Raw genomic sequence first — 15,556 nt, 5'->3', positions numbered from 1 at the left:
GCTCAACTCCGCTCGGGCACCACCGGATACGGGATGAACGTGCTGCTCTGCTCGTCCACCGCCAGCTCACGACCCAGCGGCGGCACCGCGCGCTGCGGGCAGTCCAGCCGCTCGCACAGCCGGCAGCCCATGCCGATCGGCGTGGCGGCCGAGACATTGCCCAGGTCCAGGCCGTCCGAGTAGACGAGCCGGTGCGCGTGCCGGATCTCGCACCCGAGCCCGATCGCGAAGGTCTTGCCGGGCTCGCCCCAGCCGCCCCGGTGCCGGGTCACCGCGCGGGCCGTCCACAGATGCCGCTGCCCGTCCGGCATGGCGGCGACCTGCACATGGATCCGGCCCGGCGCGGCGAACGCCTCGTACACGTTCCAGAGCGGACAGGTGCCGCCCGCGCGCGAGAAGTGGAAGCCGGTGGCGGACTGCCGCTTCGACATGTTCCCGGCCCGGTCCACCCGGACGAACGAGAACGGCACACCGCGCAGCCGGGGCCGCTGCAAGGTGCTCAGCCGGTGGCAGACCGTCTCGTAGCCGATCCCGAAGCGGTCGGTCAGCCGCTCGATGTCGTAGCGGAACTCCTCGGCCGCCGTGTGGAAGGCGCGGTACGGGAGGATCAGCGCGGCCGCGAAATGGTTCGCGATGCCGATCCGGGCGAGCCGGTGCGCGGGGGAGCCGGGCGCGAAGTCCTCGGCGGCCAGCCGGTCCAGCTCGTCCGCGTGTTCCAGGAACGCCAGCTGGGTGGCCATCCGGAACGCCTGCTGCCCGGGGCGGAGCCGCCCCGACAGGTGCAGCACCCGGGTCGCCGCGTCGAAGCGGTGCAGCCGGTCGGAGTCGGCGGCGACCCGGATCCCGTGCCGGTCGGCGAGGCGCCGCGTCAGCACCCGGACCACCTCGCCGGGCCGGACCCCGAGCTCCCCGGCCAGCTCCTCGGCGGCCAGGTCGGTGTCGTGCAGATAGTTCTGCCGCCGGTAGAAGAACTCCCGGATCTCCTCGTGCGGCGAGCGCGGCGAGCCCGGCGCGGCGGATCCGCCGTCCCGCCCGTCGGCCGCGTCCGCAAGCCGCTCCGCGAGCAACTGGCTCCGGCGGCCCAGGTCGAGCAGCACCGCGGCGACCGCCGGCATCCGGGAGGCGAGCTCGGCCAGATCGGTGGGGGAGACCCGGGCCTCGGCGACCTCGGCCGCCAGCGCCTCCCGCAGATCGGCGACCAGACGGCTGGTGTCGCGCTCCGAGAAGAAACCGGGATCGACGCCGAACGCCTCCGTCAGCCGCAGCAGCACGGGCACGGTCAGCGGGCGGGAGTCGTGCTCCATCTGGTTCAGATAGCTGGGCGAGATGGCCAGGACCCGGGCCAGCTCGGCCTGGCTCATCCGGCGCTCCTCGCGCAGCCGCCGCAGCCGTGCTCCCGCGTACGTCTTGCTCACCCGGGCTCCCCTTCGCGCTCCCTCGGTCCCCTCGGTCCCGACGGGCCTCAGCGTACGCGTGATCGGGGTCTCCGGGACCTTCGCAAACATGGCAATCCGAGGCCGGAAGATTCGCAGAACTTGGCATGGATCCCCCGTTGATGGCACTGCGTGCCGCTGCCAGAGTCTGTGGTGCGGCCCGCCGGACCCCGGCGGTCCAGGTGGCGAAACCGGGCGCGACTCACGCCCTGACGTCGGAGATTCCGGCGGAACCGCCGGACCGCCCGGCGTCGATTGCTCACCCTCCACCCGACAGGGACCGGCGGCCGCAACCTCAAGAAATAGGCACACAGTGCCATACAGTGCCGGGCTCACGTCACGACCGACGGAGACCTTGGCAGACCACGCTACTCATGACGGACGACTCATGGAGACGGTGACGGCCATGGCTGACACGAACACGACGGCGCGCACGACCACCGGCACGACCACCGGCGCCACGGACACGGCGGGCGGGGCGGCGGAGCGGCTGCGGCAGCGGTGGGCCACCGACCCCCGCTGGCAGGGCATCGAGCGCACCTACTCCGCCGAGGACGTGATCCGGCTCTCCGGCAGCGTCCGCGAGGAGCACACCCTGGCCCGGCGCGGCGCCGAACGGCTCTGGCGCCAGCTGCACGAGCTCGACTACGTGCACGCCCTCGGCGCCCTGACCGGCGGCCAGGCCGTGCAGCAGGTGCGCGCCGGACTCCAGGCCATCTACCTGTCGGGCTGGCAGGTCGCCGCCGACGCCAACCAGGCCGGGCACACCTACCCCGACCAGAGCCTCTACCCGGTCAACTCCGTCCCGCAGGTCGTGCGCCGCATCAACAACGCGCTGCTGCGCGCCGACCAGATCGCCGCCGCCGAGGGCGGCACCGACACCACCGACTGGCTCGCGCCGATCGTCGCCGACGCAGAGGCGGGCTTCGGCGGCCCGCTGAACGCCTTCGAACTGACCAAGGCGATGATCGCGGCCGGTGCGGCGGGCATCCACTACGAGGACCAGCTGGCCTCCGAGAAGAAGTGCGGCCACCTCGGCGGCAAGGTCCTCGTCCCCACCGCCCAGCACATCCGCACCCTCAACGCGGCCCGCCTGGCCGCCGACATCGCCGACACCCCCACCCTGATCGTCGCCCGTACGGACGCCCTCGCCGCCACCCTGCTCACCAGCGACATCGACGAGCGGGACGCCGAGTTCGTCACGGGCGAGCGCACCTCCGAGGGCTTCCACCACGTCCGGGGCGGCATGGGCCCGGTGATCGCCCGCGGCCTCGCCTACGCCCCGTACGCCGACCTCATCTGGGTCGAGACCGGCACCCCCGACCTCGCCCAGGCCCGCGAGTTCGCCGAGGCGATCCACGCCCGGTACCCGGACCAGATGCTCGCGTACAACTGCTCGCCCTCGTTCAACTGGAAGGCCGCGCTCGACGACGACCAGATCGCCAAGTTCCAGCGCGAACTCGGCGCGATGGGCTACAAGTTCCAGTTCATCACGCTGGCCGGGTTCCACTCCCTCAACCACGGCATGTTCGACCTGGCCCGCGGCTACGCCGAGCACGGCATGACCGCCTATGTCGACCTGCAGGAGCGGGAGTTCGCCGCCCAGGCGCAGGGCTTCACCGCGGTGCGCCACCAGCGCGAGGTCGGCACCGGCTACTTCGACCTGGTCTCCACCGCCGTCAACCCGGCCTCCTCCACCACGGCGCTCAGCGGCTCCACGGAGGAGGAGCAGTTCCACTAGGGCCTGTCCGGGGCCGCCTCGGCCGCCCCGCCGACACCGGGAGCGGGAGCCGGACGACGGCCATCGTCCGGCCCCCGCCCGCCCCGGCCGCTCTGCCTGTTCCGCCCTGCCCCGCTCCGCCTGTCGGGAGACCCCAGGAGACCCGCATGTCCACGACCGCCACCGCCACCGGCCCCACCGCAAGCCCTGCCGCCGTCACCGAATCGGCCCCGACGGGGGTCCGGGTCCTCGCGGCACCGGGTGACCGGCACGACGAGATCCTCACCCCCGCCGCGCTCGACTTCATCGGCGCGCTCGACGCCGCCTTCGGCCGGCGCCGCGAGGACCTGCTCAAGGAGCGGCGCCGCCGCCAGGACCGGCTGGTCGCCGGCACCCCGCTGGACTTCTCGGTCGCCACCGCCGCCGTCCGGGCCGACCCGCACTGGCGGGTGGCCCCGCCCGCGCCCGGCCTGACCGACCGCCGGGTGGAGATCACCGGCCCGCCGGACCGGCGGATGACCGTCCACGCGCTCAACTCCGGCGCGCGCGTCTGGATGGCGGACTTCGAGGACGCCACCGCCCCCACCTGGGACAACGTGATCGGCGGACAGCTCAACCTGCTCGACGCGATCGAGCGCCGCATCGACTTCACCACCCCCGAGGGCAAGGAGTACCGCCTCGGCACGGACCTCGCCACGATCATGGTCCGGCCCCGGGGCTGGCACCTCCTCGAAGAACACCTGGAGATCGCCGGCCGCCCCGTCCCCGCGTCCCTGGTCGACTTCGGCCTGTACTTCTTCCACTGCGCGCGGCGTCAGATCGCCGCCGGGCACGGCCCGTACTTCTACCTCCCCAAGCTGGAGAACCACTACGAGGCCCGGCTCTGGAACGACGTCTTCCTCCTCGCCCAGGAACTCCTCGGCATCCCGCGCGGCACCGTCCGCGCCACCGTGCTCATCGAGACGGTGACCGCCGCCTGCGAGATGGAGGAGATCCTGTACGAGCTCCGCGAGCACAGCGCCGGACTCAACGCGGGCCGCTGGGACTACCTGTTCAGCCTCATCAGGACCTTCGGCCACCGCACCGACTTCCAGCTGCCGGACCGCGCCAAGGTCACCATGACGGCCCCCTTCATGCGCGCGTACACCGAACTCCTCGTCCGCACCTGCCACAAGCGCGGCGCCCACGCCATCGGCGGCATGGCCGCGCATGTCCCGAGCAAGGACGCCGAGGCCAACGCGGCGGCCCTGGCCACGGTGCGGCTCGACAAGGAACGCGAGGCCGAGGACGGCTTCGACGGCTCCTGGGTCGCCCACCCCGCCCTGGTCCCCGGCTGCCGCGAGGTCTTCGACGCCGTCCTCGGCGACCGCCCGCACCAGCTCGACCGCACCCGCGACGACGTCGAGGTGCGGGCCGCGGACCTCCTCGCGGTCCGCAGGACCAGCGGCCCGCCCACCCCCGAGGGCATCCGCGCCAACGTCGCCGTCGCCCTGCGCTACTTCGACGCCTGGCTGCGCGGGCACGGCGCCGTCGCGCTGTACGGCCTGATGGAGGACGCGGCGACCGCCGAGATCGCCCGCGTGCAGCTGTGGCAGTGGCTGCGTCACCGCAGGACCGACCCGGACACCCTGCGCGGGGTGATCGACCAGGAGTGCGCGGCCCTCGCCACCGAACGGCCCGACGCCCGCGTCGCCGAGGCCCGGGCGATCCTCGAACGAGGCGCGCTGGAACGTGAGTTGCCCGCCTTCTTCACCCCCGACGCCTACACCCGTCACCTCGTCCGCCGACCGGAGGCCCAGGCATGAGCGACACCACGAGCACCGGCACGAGCACCGGCACGGGCACCGGCACCGGCACCGTCATCGGCAGGGTCGGCGTCGTCGGCGGCGGCCAGATGGGCGCGGGCATCGCCGAGGTCTGCGCCCGCGCCGGACTCGACACCGTCGTCTGCGAGACCGACGCCACCGCCGCGCGAGCCGCCCGCGAACGCATCGCCGTCTCCCTCGAACGCGCCGTCCAGCGCGGCAAGCTGGACCGGCTCTCCGCCGAGGACGCCCTCGCCCGCCTGGTGTTCTCCTCGGACCTCGACGACCTCGCCGACCGGCAGCTCGTCATCGAGGCCGTCACCGAGGACGTGGACGTCAAGACCGCCGTCCTCGCCGCGATCGACAAGGCCGTCGCCGACCCCGACGCCATCCTGGCCACCAACACCTCGTCACTGCCGGTGATGCGCCTGGCCATGGCCACCACCCGCGCCGACCGCGTCCTCGGCCTGCACTTCTTCAACCCCGTGCCCGTGCTGCCCCTGGTCGAGGTCGTCTCCTCGCTGCACACCTCCCAGGACACCCTGGCCACGGTGGAGGCATTCGCCCGCGACGCCCTCGGCAAGACCCCGGTCCGCTCCCAGGACCGCGCGGGCTTCGTCGTCAACGCCCTCCTCGTCCCCTACCTGCTGTCCGCCATCCGCATGGCCGAATCCGGCTTCGCGTCCCCGACGGACATCGACACGGCCATGCGGCACGGCTGCGCCCATCCGATGGGTCCCCTCCGCCTCGCCGACCTCATCGGCCTCGACACCGTCGCCGCGATCGCCCACTCGCTCTACGACGAGTTCAAAGAACCCCTCTATGCGCCCCCGCCCCTCCTCACCCGCATGGTCCAGGCGGGCCTCCTGGGCCGCAAGACGGGCCGGGGCTTCTACCCGTACGACCGGCCCTGACCGATTGGACGACCGGACGGCCGGACGACCGGACGGCCGGACAGTCAGGTAAGCCGCGAACCGCCCCCGGAACGGGGGCGGTTCGTTCCCGTCACCGGAGTTCGAGCGGGCCCGCGATCGCCGTCAGTGCGGCCAGATGACGCCGGTAGGCGTCCGCCCCTTCCTCGGTCAGCCGCAGCCAGGTCCGCGGCCGACGCCCGACCTGCCCCTTCTCGACCGCCACCCAGCCCTCCTCCTCCAGGCGCGAGACCTGCTTCGACAGGACCGAGTCGGAGATCTCCACGAGATCCCGCACATAGGCGAACTCCGCCTTCTCCACGGCGGCGAGCGCCGCGACGATCGACAGACGTACCGGCGACGCGAGGAGCGGAGCGAGTTCGTGCCGGGGGTGCGGGCCGTGCCCCGCGTCGGCCGAGGCGTCCGGCGTCACGCGGCACGCCCTTCCCGCCGGGCCGCCACGGCGGCCGGCAGCGCGCACACGACAGCGGCCACGGCGGCGAAGCCGACGCTGCCCATGAAGAGCTGATAGCCGAGCGCGAGGGACAGGACGTAGGCAGCCGTCCACGCCCCGATCACCTTGAGGTGCAGCCCGCCGTGGCCGCGCGGGGTCACCGGCTGCCGCGTGGCGAACAGGGACAGCCCCACGACCACGAGGGCATTGGCCAGCGCGCTGACCAGCGCCCCCGTCGCCCCGCGCCAGAGCAGCACGGCGGGGACCAGGACCAGCTGCCAGGCGGCGAACATCCACAGATAGCCCACGTACCAGCGGCTGCGCGCCCGCGCGGTCGCCTGGATCCGGGCGGACCCCTTCAACGACGCTGCTGCCTCGGCCTGTTCGCTCATGACCACACCCCTCCCGTTGTCGCCGGGGCACCGTTGTTTACGCCTCGGCATCTACTTTCCAATGTAGCAAGTACTTGACGGGATGGAGAGCGGATCGAGGAGGCTATGGAGGTGACGGCGGCCGGGCCCGGACCCCGGTCGCATGGCGCGATAGGTGGGAAACGTGACATTGCAGACATGGGGGTGGCGGTGCAGTCTGGTCCCATGGGCCGACGCACCGCGCTCGTCGTGCTCTTCGACGGAACGGACGCCCTGGACGTCGTGAGCCCGCTGGAGCTGCTCTCCGCCGCCAACGTGTACGCGGCCACCCGCCCCGGAGGCGACCTGGGCAACGCAGGCGACGGAGCCGGGGCCGCCGGGCGGCGCCCCGAGCCCCCGTACCGCGTCCTCACCGCGAGCCCCGGCGGCGCCCCGGTGCGCAGTCCGAGCGGCCTGACCCTGATGCCGGACATCGCCCTGGAGGCCGCTCCCGTACCGCACACCGTGATCGTGCCCGGCCCGTACAGCGGCGAAGGGGCGATCGCGATCGACCCGGACGTCGTGCGCTGGCTGCGCGGGAACGCAGCCCGCTGCCGCCGGGTCGTCGGGCTGTGCACCGGGCCGTTCGTGCTCGCCGCCGCGGGCCTTCTCGCGGGCAAGCGGGTCACCACCCACTGGAGCATGGCGGCGCGGCTGGCGGCGGCCCATCCCGAGGTGCGCGTGGACGCCGACCCCATCTTCATCAGGGACGGCCGGATCGCCACCTCGGCCGGTGGCACCAGCGCCATGGACCTCATGCTCGCCCTCATCGAGGAGGACCTCGGCCACGAGGCGGCGACCACGCTCGCCCGCCACCTCGTCGTCTTTCTGCGCCGCCCCGGCACCCAGCGCCAGTTCAGCACCCATCTGCGCGCCCAGCTCGCCGACCGCCAGTCGCTGCGCGACGTCCAGGACTGGATCGCCACCCACCCCGACACCGACCTCACGATCGGCGCCCTCGCCCGGCGCGCCAACCTCTCAACGCGCCAGTTCACCCGGGCGTTCACCGCCGAGACGGGCACCCCGCCCGGCCGTTACGTCGACCAGACGCGGCTCGAAACGGCCCGGCGGCTCCTGGAGGACTCCAAGGAGAGCGTGGCGGCCGTCGCCCGGGGCAGCGGCTACCCGAGCACCGAGGCGATGCGCCGCGCCTTCCAGCGCGCCCTCGGGATGTCGCCGCTGCAGTACCGCCGCCGGTTCTGAGCCGCGGATCACACCCGGTTAGTGAGGTGCGGGCGCGGTTCCCGCGCGGCGGCGAAGAGCCGGTCGTGGGGGAGTTCGACGCCCACCTCGAAGCCGCCGTCGGGGAGCGGCCCGGCCGTGAACGTACCGCCGCACTCCCTCGTACGGGCCGCCAGACCGTCCAGACCCAGGCCCGAGCCCGGCAAGGAGCCCGGCAAGGAGCCCGGCAGGGAGCCGGGCGGGGAGCCGGGCCCGGGCGCGGACCCGGTCGGCGGACGTGCCGCCCGAGGGGAACCGCTCACCACCCGCAACCGCAGCCCCACCGCGTCCAGTTCGACCCGCACCGACACCGGCGCGGACGGCGCGTGCTTGCGCGCGTTGGTCAGGCTCTCCTGGACCGCGCGGAACACGAGGTGGTCCACCTCCTCGGCGAGCCGGACCTCCAGCGCCCTCGGGTCGACGGACAGCTCGACATCCACGCCGGACTCCTGGACGAGCGACGCGAGCCGGGCGATGCCGGGCGCGGCCGTGCCGCCCGCCGCCGCGTGCGACACCCGCAACTCCAGGAGCAGCCAACGGAGTTCGTCCAGCATCGTGACCGCGAGCCGCCGCAGCAGTACGGCGCTGCTCCGCGTCCCCTCATCGGCGGCCGTCGTCTCCAGCGCACCGGCGTGCAGGGCGATCAGACCCGCCTTGTGGCCGACGACATCGTGCATGTCGCGGGCGAGCCGGGCGCGTTCGCGCGCCACGACGGTCCGTTCGAGACGTCGCGCCGCGTCCTCCTGCTGCGCGAGGCGGCGCCGGGCGACGTACAGGAGTTCCGCGGCGGCGGGCGCGGCGGCGAGCATGGCCAGATGGACGGCGTTGCAGCCGATCCCCGCCCAGCCCTCTCCCCGGAGCGCGACGCCCGCCAGCGGACGGCAGGGGTCCCAGGGGAGCAGCGTCCCGACGCCCAGCAGACCGGCGCTCGGGACCAGGACCCGGGCGGGCGGCCGGTGGTGGAGCAGGGCCCGCAGGCCGAGGTAGACGGCGACGGGCGCGTGGGTGATCGCGAGGACCGGCACGGTGAAGGCGAAGGACCAGAGCGGCAGCCGGCGGTGCACGAGCAGGACGCCCGAGGCGGCCAGCAGCACGGCCTGTTCCCAGGGGGCGTGCCGGTGCACATGCGGCCAGCCTTCGAGCAGGGCCAGCAGCCCCAGGACGGCGCAGAACGTCCAACGGACGGAACTCGGGCTCAACGGCCCCGTGAACAGGCCGAGTCGGCGGGGCGACCGGACCGCCCTCACGGACCCTCCCCGTCCCCCGGCAGCCCGGAGCGCACCGCGACCACGGCCGCCTGCACCCGATTGCCGACCTTGAGCTTGCCGAACACCGAGCTGAGATGTTCCTTGACCGTCGCGGCGGCCAGGAAGAGCTCCGTCCCGATCTCGTGGTTCGACCGCCCCTCGGCGACGAGGGCGAGCACCGACCGCTCCCGCGGCGTCAGCATCGACAGATCCGCGCCCGGGGCCGGGGCGCCGGTCCGCTGACGGTCGTACGGGCCGACCAGGCGGCGCGCCATCGGCGGCGTGAGACAGCCCGCGCCGGTACGGAGCGCCCGCACGGCCTTGACGAGTTCGTCCGGGCTGCTGCTCTTCAGCAGGAAACCCGAGGCGCCGAGCCGGATGCCCTCGGTCACGAACTCGTCCACGTCGAAGGAGGTGAGCAGCGCCGTGTGCGGCGGCGCGGGCAGCGCCCGCAGTGCCCGCAGCACGGTGAGGCCGTCCGCGCCCGGCATCCGGACGTCGAGCAGGACGACGTCGGGCCGGCACTCCTGGGCGGCCTCGACGGCCTCGGTGCCCCCGCAGGACGCCACCACGGTGATGCCGGGCGCGCCGCCCAGGATCGTCGACAGCCCCGTACGGACCAGCTCCTCGTCGTCGACGAGCATCACGCGGATCACACGAACTCCTCAGCCTCGGGCCGTCGTCCCTGTCCGGCCCAGCACATTCGGATCAGTATCGACCGGGCGGGCGGTGGCTCGCGGGCGTCGGAGCGGGCCCGTGAGGGGACCGGGGGCCAGCGGTGAGGGGCCCTCGGAGGGCGTGGCGCGGTCGTGCGAGGTCACGGGAGAGGGCCTGAAAGGTGGGAAGGACGTCCGGCTCAGGACCCGGCGGGACCGCGCCCGGCGACGGCGCCCGGGCCCGGGAACCCCCAGGCCACGGGCGCGCCGCCGCCCACCTGCGGCTGGTCCTCGCAGGCATGGTCGACGCCGTACGTCTCCCAGGCCGGGAACGGGTCCTCGGCCGGTACCGGTACCGGCTCGCCGGGGCCGAGCAGGCAGGCGGAGAGCGCCGCCCGGAGCGCGTCGGCGCGCAGCCCGGTGCCGATGAGGACGAGTTCCTGGCCCTGGGCGGTGTCCGGGCCGACCGCGCCCGACGGCTCGAAGCGGGCCACGGCACCGGCCTGGGACCACAGGCCGGTCACCCGGGGGCGGGTGGCGAGCCGGAAGAAGCCCTTGGAGCGCAGGACCCGGCCGAAGGCGCCGCCGTCGAGGTCCTGGGTGACGAAGGTCCAGAGCCTGCCGGGGTGGAAGGCCGCGTCGGCCCGGAACACCAGGGACGAGATGCCGTACTCCTCGGTCTCCGGTACGTGGTCCCCGTTGAGCTCCTTCACCCAGCCCGGGGCCTGCTGGGCGCGCTCCACGTCGAACAGCCCGGTGCCCAGGACCTGTTCGAGCGCCACCCGGCCCCGTACGGCGGGCACGATCCGGGCCTCCGGGTTGAGCCGGGCGAGCGTGGCGCGCAGCCGTGCGGCCTCGTCCGGGCCGGTCAGATCGAGCTTGTTGAGGACGATGACGTCCGCGAACTCGACCTGGTCGACGAGGAGATCGCTGACGGTCCGCTCGTCGTCCTCGTACGGCGCGATTCCGCGCGCCACCAGCTCGTCCCCGTCGGCGAGTTCGGGCAGGAAGTTCGCCGCGTCGACGACGGTGACCATGGTGTCGAGACGGGCCAGGTCGCCGAGGGTGGCGCCGTCGTCCCGGGCGAAGGAGAAGGTGGCGGCGACCGGCATCGGCTCGGAGATGCCGCTGGACTCGATCAACAGATGGTCGAAGCGGCCTTCGCGGGCGAGCCGGTCCACCTCCTCCAGGAGGTCGTCGCGCAGGGTGCAGCAGATGCACCCGTTGGTCATCTCGACCAGCCGCTCCTCGGTGCGGGACAGCGCCGCGCCGCCCCCGCGCACGAGAGCGGCGTCGATGTTGACCTCGCTCATGTCGTTGACGATCACCGCGACCCGCAGGCCCTCGCGATTGGCCAGGACATGGTTGAGCAGCGTGGTCTTGCCCGCGCCCAGGAAACCGGAGAGCACGGTCACCGGCAGCCGCCGGTCCGCCGGGTCCACGCGCTCAGCCCTCCGGGCGGACGAGGCCGCGCTCGTACGCCTTCACGAGGCGCTGCGGCACCCGGTGGACGACACCGTCGATCGTGACCGGCACGAGCTGGGACGTCTGTGCCTTCCACCGGGCGCGGCGGTGACGGGTGTTGCTGCGGGACGTCTTCCGCTTGGGGACGGCCATGGGGACTCCTCCGTTGAGGTGGGGCAGGGCGGGGCGGATCACGAAGGAGGCTATATGAAAATGGATGCCATGTTCAATTCGAGAGTATGCCGGGACGGAGCGGGGGCGGCTCCGGCGCGGCGAGCGCCCGCGCGACCCTGACCGCGTCGGCCGTCGCCCGTACGTCATGCACCCGCACCCCCCACGCGCCCTGGCGCGCGACGATCGCCGACAGCGCCGCCGTCGCCGCGTCCCGGCCGTGCGCGGGCGGCGGGGTGCCGTCCGCGTCGGCCAGCACGTGCCCGAGGAACCGTTTCCGGGAACCGGCGACCAGCACCGGACGCCCAAGGGCGCACAGCGCCCCGAGCCCCGCCACCAACGCGAGATCGTGCGCCGCGTGCTTGGCGAAACCGAGCCCCGGATCGACCACCAGGCGTTCCGGCGGGATCCCGGCGGCCACCACGGCCTCGACGCGCGCCCCGAGCTCCCCGACGACCTCCGCGACCACGTCGCCGTACACGGCGCGGCGGTTCATGTCGTGGCTGAAGCCGCGCCAGTGCATCACCACGAACGGGACGCCGCAGCCCGCCACGGCCGGGACCATGGCGGGGTCCGCCAGGCCGCCGCTGACGTCGTTGACAAGCACCGCCCCGGCCGCCACCGCCCGCGCCGCGACGGAGGCCCGCATGGTGTCGACGGACACCAGGACCCCCTCGGCGGCCAGATCCCGTACGACGGGGATCACCCGGCGCAGCTCCTCGCCCTCGTCGATCCGCGAGGCACCGGGCCGGGTCGACTCACCGCCCACGTCCACCAGATCCGCCCCCTCGGCCACCAGGTCGAGCCCGTGCTTCACGGCCGTGCTCGCGTCGAACCACCTGCCGCCGTCCGAGAACGAATCAGGGGTGACGTTGACGACCCCCATCACCGCGCACCGGTCCCAGTCCGGCAGCCCCGCGACGGTACGGCGCTTCCCGTGGCCGACGCCGCTCATGACGCCACCGTCCGGCGGGCGCCGGAGCCGAGCGCGTTCGCGGCCGCCCGCGGGGTGGGCGGGGCGATGAGTTCCACCCGGCGGTCGGTCAGGTCGGGGGCCGGTGGGGCGACCCGCCAGTGCGGGTCGTCGCGGACACCCGAGGTGGCGCGGGGGAGGCCGAGCGGCGAGCCCGAGGCGAGCAGGTCGCGGCGGTGCCGGCGCGCGGTGAGGATCCTGCGGCGGCGCTCGGCGAAGGCCGCGTCGAGCCGGGCCAGGAAGGCGAGCGCGGCGGGGGTGAGGATCTCGTCGTGCCGGTCGCCCGGCGGGCCGAGCACCTCGACGCGGTGGGCCGGTGGATGGGTGGGCATGTCGTCCTTCTTCGGGCTTCTGAACGGCTCTCGGCGGGGGCGGCGCGGGCCCCGGCCCCGGGCTCCGCGTCGAGCGCGGCGACCAGCGCCGCGAGGAATCCGGTGGTGTCCCGGAGCGTGTCGCTCACCACCCGCAGCCGGGCGCCGAGATCGCCCAGCTGGCGACGCAGGGCCACCGGATCGGCGTACTCCTTCGGCGTCAGGACCACCATGGGCCGCCCGTCGACCAGGACCTGCCGCGGCCTCGGCCCCTTCGCGCCCTTCCGGGCCTTCGCCACCTGAGACCTCCCGTCGCCGCGCGACCGCGTCGGCCGGGCCGCGCCGCTGGTGTCCGGCAGGGGGTGGTCCGGGCGGGACGCGGCGGGCGTCCCACCCGGACCGGCGGGGGCGTCAGCCCTTGGCGGTCCCGTCCGTCAGCTCCGCCAGCTCCGCGCGGACGTCACGGGCGGCGGCGACGAGGTTCTCCAGGGAGGCGCGGGTCTCGGCCCAACCGCGGGTCTTCAGGCCGCAGTCGGGGTTCACCCACAGCCGCTCGGCCGGGATCGCCGCCAAGCCCTTCCGCAGCAGCCCGGCGGCCTCCTCGGCGCTCGGCACCCGCGGCGAGTGGATGTCCCAGACACCGGGGCCCGCCTCGCGCGGATAGCCGTGCTCGGCCAGCTCGTCCGCCACCTGCATGTGGGAACGCGCGGCCTCCAGGCTGATCACATCGGCGTCCAGGTCGTCGATGGCCTGGACGATGTCACCGAACTCGGCGTAGCACATGTGGGTGTGGATCTGGGTGTCCGGCCGGACCCCGCTGGTCGTGAGCCGGAACGACTCGGTCGCCCAGTCCAGGTACGCGGCGTGCTCGGCGGCCCGCAGCGGCAGGGTCTCGCGCAGCGCGGGCTCGTCGACCTGGATCACCGAAGTGCCCGCCGCCTCAAGATCGTTGACCTCGTCGCGCAGCGCGAGCGCCACCTGCCGGGCGGTCTCGCCGAGCGGCTGGTCGTCGCGGACGAACGACCAGGCGAGCATCGTGACCGGCCCGGTCAGCATGCCCTTCACCGGCCGGTCGGTCTGCGCCTGGGCGTACGAGGTCCAGCGCACGGTCATCGGCTCGGGCCGCGAGATGTCCCCGGCGAGGACCGGCGGGCGGACGTAGCGGGTGCCGTACGACTGGACCCAGCCGTGCTGGGTGGCGAGGTAGCCGGTCAGCTGCTCGGCGAAGTACTGGACCATGTCGTTGCGTTCGGGCTCGCCGTGCACGAGGACGTCGACGCCGGTCTTCTCCTGGAAGGAGATGACCTCGCGGATCTCGTCCTTGATGCGCTCCTCGTACCCGGCGGCGTCGATCCGCCCGGCCCGCAGGTCCGCCCGCGCCACCCGCAGCTCGTCGGTCTGCGGGAACGAGCCGATGGTGGTGGTCGGCAGCACCGGCAGGCCGAGCTGGGCGCGCTGGGCGGCGGCCCGCTCCGGGTACGGCTGGGCGCGGCGGCCGTCGGCGTCGGTGACCGCGGCGGTGCGGGCCCGGACGGCCGGGTCGCGGGTGAGCGGGGAGTTCGCGCGGGAGGCCAGGGCGGCCCGGTTCGCGGCCAGTTCGGCGCCGATGGCGTCGGTGCCCTGCGACAGGCCGCGGGCGAGCACGGCGATCTCCGTGGTCTTCTGCCGGGCGAAGGCCAGCCAGCCGCGGATCTCCGGGTCGATGTCGCGCTCGGCGGCGGCGTCGTACGGGACGTGCAGCAGCGAGCAGGAGGCCGCCACGTCCACCTGGCCGGCGAGACCGAGCAGGGTGCCGAGGGTGGCGAGGGACTTCTGGTGGTCGTTGATCCAGATGTTGCGGCCGTTGACGACACCCGCGACGAGCCGCTTGCCGGGCAGACCGCCGACGGCGGCGAGGTCGTCGAGGTTGGCGGCGCCGCTGTCGGTGAAGTCGAGCGCCAGGCCCTCGACGGGGGAGGCCGCGAGGACCTGGAGGGCCTCGCCCAGCCGGCCGAAGTAGCCGGCGACGAGCAGCTTGGACCGGTCGGTGAGCGCGCCGAGGTCGCGGTAGGCGCGGGCGGCGGCGTTCAGCTCGGCCGGGGTGCGGTCCTGGACCAGGGCGGGCTCGTCGAGCTGGACCCACTCCGCGCCCGCCGCGCGCAGGTCGGCCAGCACCTCCGCGTACACCGGGAGCAGCCGGTCGAGCAGCGTCAGCGGCTCGAAGTCGGCGGCCACGCCCGGCGCGGGCTTGGCGAGCAGCAGATAGGTGATCGGGCCGACGAGGACCGGCCGCGCGGTGAGCCCGAGCGCGAGGGCCTCCGTCAGCTCGGCGACCTGCTTGCCGGAGTCCGCGGCGAACACCGTGTCAGGGCCCAACTCGGGCACCAGGTAGTGGTAGTTGGTGTCGAACCACTTGGTCATCTCCAGCGGCGCCACGTCCTGGGTGCCGCGGGCCATCGCGAAGTAGCCGTCGAGGGTGTCGGCGGCGACGGCCTCGCGGTGCCGGTCGGGGATCGCGCCGAGCATCACGCTGGTGTCGAGCATGTGGTCGTAGTACGAGAAGTCGCCGGTCGGCACCTCGGTGAGCCCGGCGTCGGCCAGCTCCCGCCAGTTCGACCGGCGCAGGTCGGCTGCCGTGGTCCGGAGGGCGTCGGCGCTGACCCGGCCCTTCCAGTACCCCTCGATCGCCTTCTTCAGTTCACGGTTCGCCCCCTGGCGGGGGTAGCCGTACACGGTGGCGCGTACTGCCGCGGCTGCGGGCTCGGCTGTCACGGAACTCTCCTTCGCGAGCTGTGTCCAGG

At 73.9% G+C, this 15,556-nt stretch carries 15 protein-coding genes; 5 read left to right on the top strand and 10 right to left on the bottom strand.

What is annotated here, in order from left to right; genetic code table 11:
* Window positions 1–2 precede the first annotated feature (2 nt).
* Entirely contained in the window at window positions 3–1,415 is a 1,413-nt protein-coding gene (locus ACIPXM_RS19240; RefSeq protein WP_401656752.1) for a short-chain fatty acyl-CoA regulator family protein, read from the bottom strand.
* Between the two features lie 424 nt (window positions 1,416–1,839).
* On the opposite strand from ACIPXM_RS19240, the gene aceA reads away from it, so the two are divergent.
* From aceA to ACIPXM_RS19225, 3 genes are all read left to right on the top strand, one after another.
* Window positions 1,840–3,174 (top strand): isocitrate lyase, encoded by a 1,335-nt coding sequence (aceA, locus tag ACIPXM_RS19235; RefSeq protein ID WP_401656749.1) that lies wholly within the window; start codon window positions 1,840–1,842, stop codon window positions 3,172–3,174.
* 146 nt (window positions 3,175–3,320) lie between these two features.
* Window positions 3,321–4,958, top strand: coding sequence for a malate synthase A (aceB, locus tag ACIPXM_RS19230; RefSeq protein WP_401656747.1), 1,638 nt, complete (start codon window positions 3,321–3,323; stop codon window positions 4,956–4,958).
* A complete protein-coding gene (locus ACIPXM_RS19225) occupies window positions 4,955–5,872 on the top strand; it encodes a 3-hydroxybutyryl-CoA dehydrogenase (RefSeq protein ID WP_401656745.1) in 918 nt (305 codons plus the stop codon). Before aceB ends, ACIPXM_RS19225 begins: the two co-directional genes overlap by 4 nt.
* A gap of 91 nt (window positions 5,873–5,963) precedes the next feature.
* On the opposite strand, the gene ACIPXM_RS19220 is transcribed toward ACIPXM_RS19225, so the two are convergent.
* On the bottom strand, window positions 5,964–6,302 hold the full coding sequence (locus ACIPXM_RS19220) for a winged helix-turn-helix domain-containing protein (protein WP_401656743.1): 339 nt from the start codon (window positions 6,300–6,302) through the stop codon (window positions 5,964–5,966).
* Window positions 6,299–6,715: a hypothetical protein gene (locus ACIPXM_RS19215; RefSeq protein ID WP_401656741.1), complete on the bottom strand. Its 417-nt coding sequence runs from the start codon at window positions 6,713–6,715 to the stop codon at window positions 6,299–6,301. Before ACIPXM_RS19215 ends, ACIPXM_RS19220 begins: the two co-directional genes overlap by 4 nt.
* 204 nt (window positions 6,716–6,919) lie before the next feature.
* Between ACIPXM_RS19215 and ACIPXM_RS19210 the strand changes: the two genes are divergently transcribed.
* Window positions 6,920–7,936: a GlxA family transcriptional regulator gene (locus ACIPXM_RS19210; protein ID WP_401656739.1), complete on the top strand. Its 1,017-nt coding sequence runs from the start codon at window positions 6,920–6,922 to the stop codon at window positions 7,934–7,936.
* Window positions 7,937–7,944: 8 nt separating this feature from the next.
* Here the strand turns inward: ACIPXM_RS19210 and ACIPXM_RS19205 are convergent, their stop codons facing one another.
* The 6 genes from ACIPXM_RS19205 to ACIPXM_RS19180 form a co-directional block, all read right to left on the bottom strand.
* Window positions 7,945–9,153 (bottom strand): sensor histidine kinase, encoded by a 1,209-nt coding sequence (locus tag ACIPXM_RS19205; RefSeq protein WP_401656737.1) that lies wholly within the window; start codon window positions 9,151–9,153, stop codon window positions 7,945–7,947.
* Window positions 9,154–9,197: 44 nt separating this feature from the next.
* Entirely contained in the window at window positions 9,198–9,857 is a 660-nt protein-coding gene (locus ACIPXM_RS19200) for a response regulator (protein WP_401656735.1), read from the bottom strand.
* 200 nt (window positions 9,858–10,057) lie between these two features.
* The gene (locus tag ACIPXM_RS19195) at window positions 10,058–11,299 is read right to left on the bottom strand and encodes a GTP-binding protein (protein WP_401656733.1); all 1,242 of its coding nucleotides are present in this window, start codon (window positions 11,297–11,299) and stop codon (window positions 10,058–10,060) included.
* Between the two features lie 4 nt (window positions 11,300–11,303).
* A complete protein-coding gene (rpmF, locus tag ACIPXM_RS19190) occupies window positions 11,304–11,474 on the bottom strand; it encodes a 50S ribosomal protein L32 (RefSeq protein ID WP_401656730.1) in 171 nt (56 codons plus the stop codon).
* A gap of 73 nt (window positions 11,475–11,547) precedes the next feature.
* Entirely contained in the window at window positions 11,548–12,447 is a 900-nt protein-coding gene (gene folP / locus ACIPXM_RS19185; RefSeq protein WP_401656728.1) for a dihydropteroate synthase, read from the bottom strand.
* Window positions 12,444–12,797 (bottom strand): hypothetical protein, encoded by a 354-nt coding sequence (locus ACIPXM_RS19180; RefSeq protein WP_401656726.1) that lies wholly within the window; start codon window positions 12,795–12,797, stop codon window positions 12,444–12,446. Before ACIPXM_RS19180 ends, folP begins: the two co-directional genes overlap by 4 nt.
* A 105-nt stretch (window positions 12,798–12,902) precedes the next feature.
* On the opposite strand from ACIPXM_RS19180, the gene ACIPXM_RS19175 reads away from it, so the two are divergent.
* Complete coding sequence (locus tag ACIPXM_RS19175) at window positions 12,903–13,079, top strand: hypothetical protein (protein WP_401656724.1); 177 nt, start codon at window positions 12,903–12,905, stop codon at window positions 13,077–13,079.
* Between the two features lie 108 nt (window positions 13,080–13,187).
* Here the strand turns inward: ACIPXM_RS19175 and metE are convergent, their stop codons facing one another.
* A complete protein-coding gene (gene metE / locus ACIPXM_RS19170) occupies window positions 13,188–15,527 on the bottom strand; it encodes a 5-methyltetrahydropteroyltriglutamate--homocysteine S-methyltransferase (RefSeq protein ID WP_401656722.1) in 2,340 nt (779 codons plus the stop codon).
* Between the last annotated feature and the right edge of the window lie 29 nt (window positions 15,528–15,556).

The organism is Streptomyces sp. NPDC090025, from assembly GCF_044748125.1.
Classification (GTDB): domain Bacteria; phylum Actinomycetota; class Actinomycetes; order Streptomycetales; family Streptomycetaceae; genus Streptomyces.
Note: the sequence above shows the minus strand (reverse complement) of the source record. Positions and strands in the feature narration are given on the sequence as shown.

What these genes read in the sequence shown, in the direction of transcription:
- rpmF (WP_401656730.1), bottom strand. Translation starts at nt 11,474, where the DNA reads ATGGCCGTCCCCAAGCGGAAGACGTCCCGCAGCAACACCCGTCACCGC.
- ACIPXM_RS19215 (WP_401656741.1), bottom strand. Translation starts at nt 6,715, where the DNA reads ATGAGCGAACAGGCCGAGGCAGCAGCGTCGTTGAAGGGGTCCGCCCGG.
- aceA (WP_401656749.1), top strand. Translation starts at nt 1,840, where the DNA reads ATGGCTGACACGAACACGACGGCGCGCACGACCACCGGCACGACCACC.
- aceB (WP_401656747.1), top strand. Translation starts at nt 3,321, where the DNA reads ATGTCCACGACCGCCACCGCCACCGGCCCCACCGCAAGCCCTGCCGCC.
- folP (WP_401656728.1), bottom strand. Translation starts at nt 12,447, where the DNA reads ATGAGCGGCGTCGGCCACGGGAAGCGCCGTACCGTCGCGGGGCTGCCG.
- ACIPXM_RS19210 (WP_401656739.1), top strand. Translation starts at nt 6,920, where the DNA reads ATGGGCCGACGCACCGCGCTCGTCGTGCTCTTCGACGGAACGGACGCC.
- ACIPXM_RS19180 (WP_401656726.1), bottom strand. Translation starts at nt 12,797, where the DNA reads ATGCCCACCCATCCACCGGCCCACCGCGTCGAGGTGCTCGGCCCGCCG.
- ACIPXM_RS19225 (WP_401656745.1), top strand. Translation starts at nt 4,955, where the DNA reads ATGAGCGACACCACGAGCACCGGCACGAGCACCGGCACGGGCACCGGC.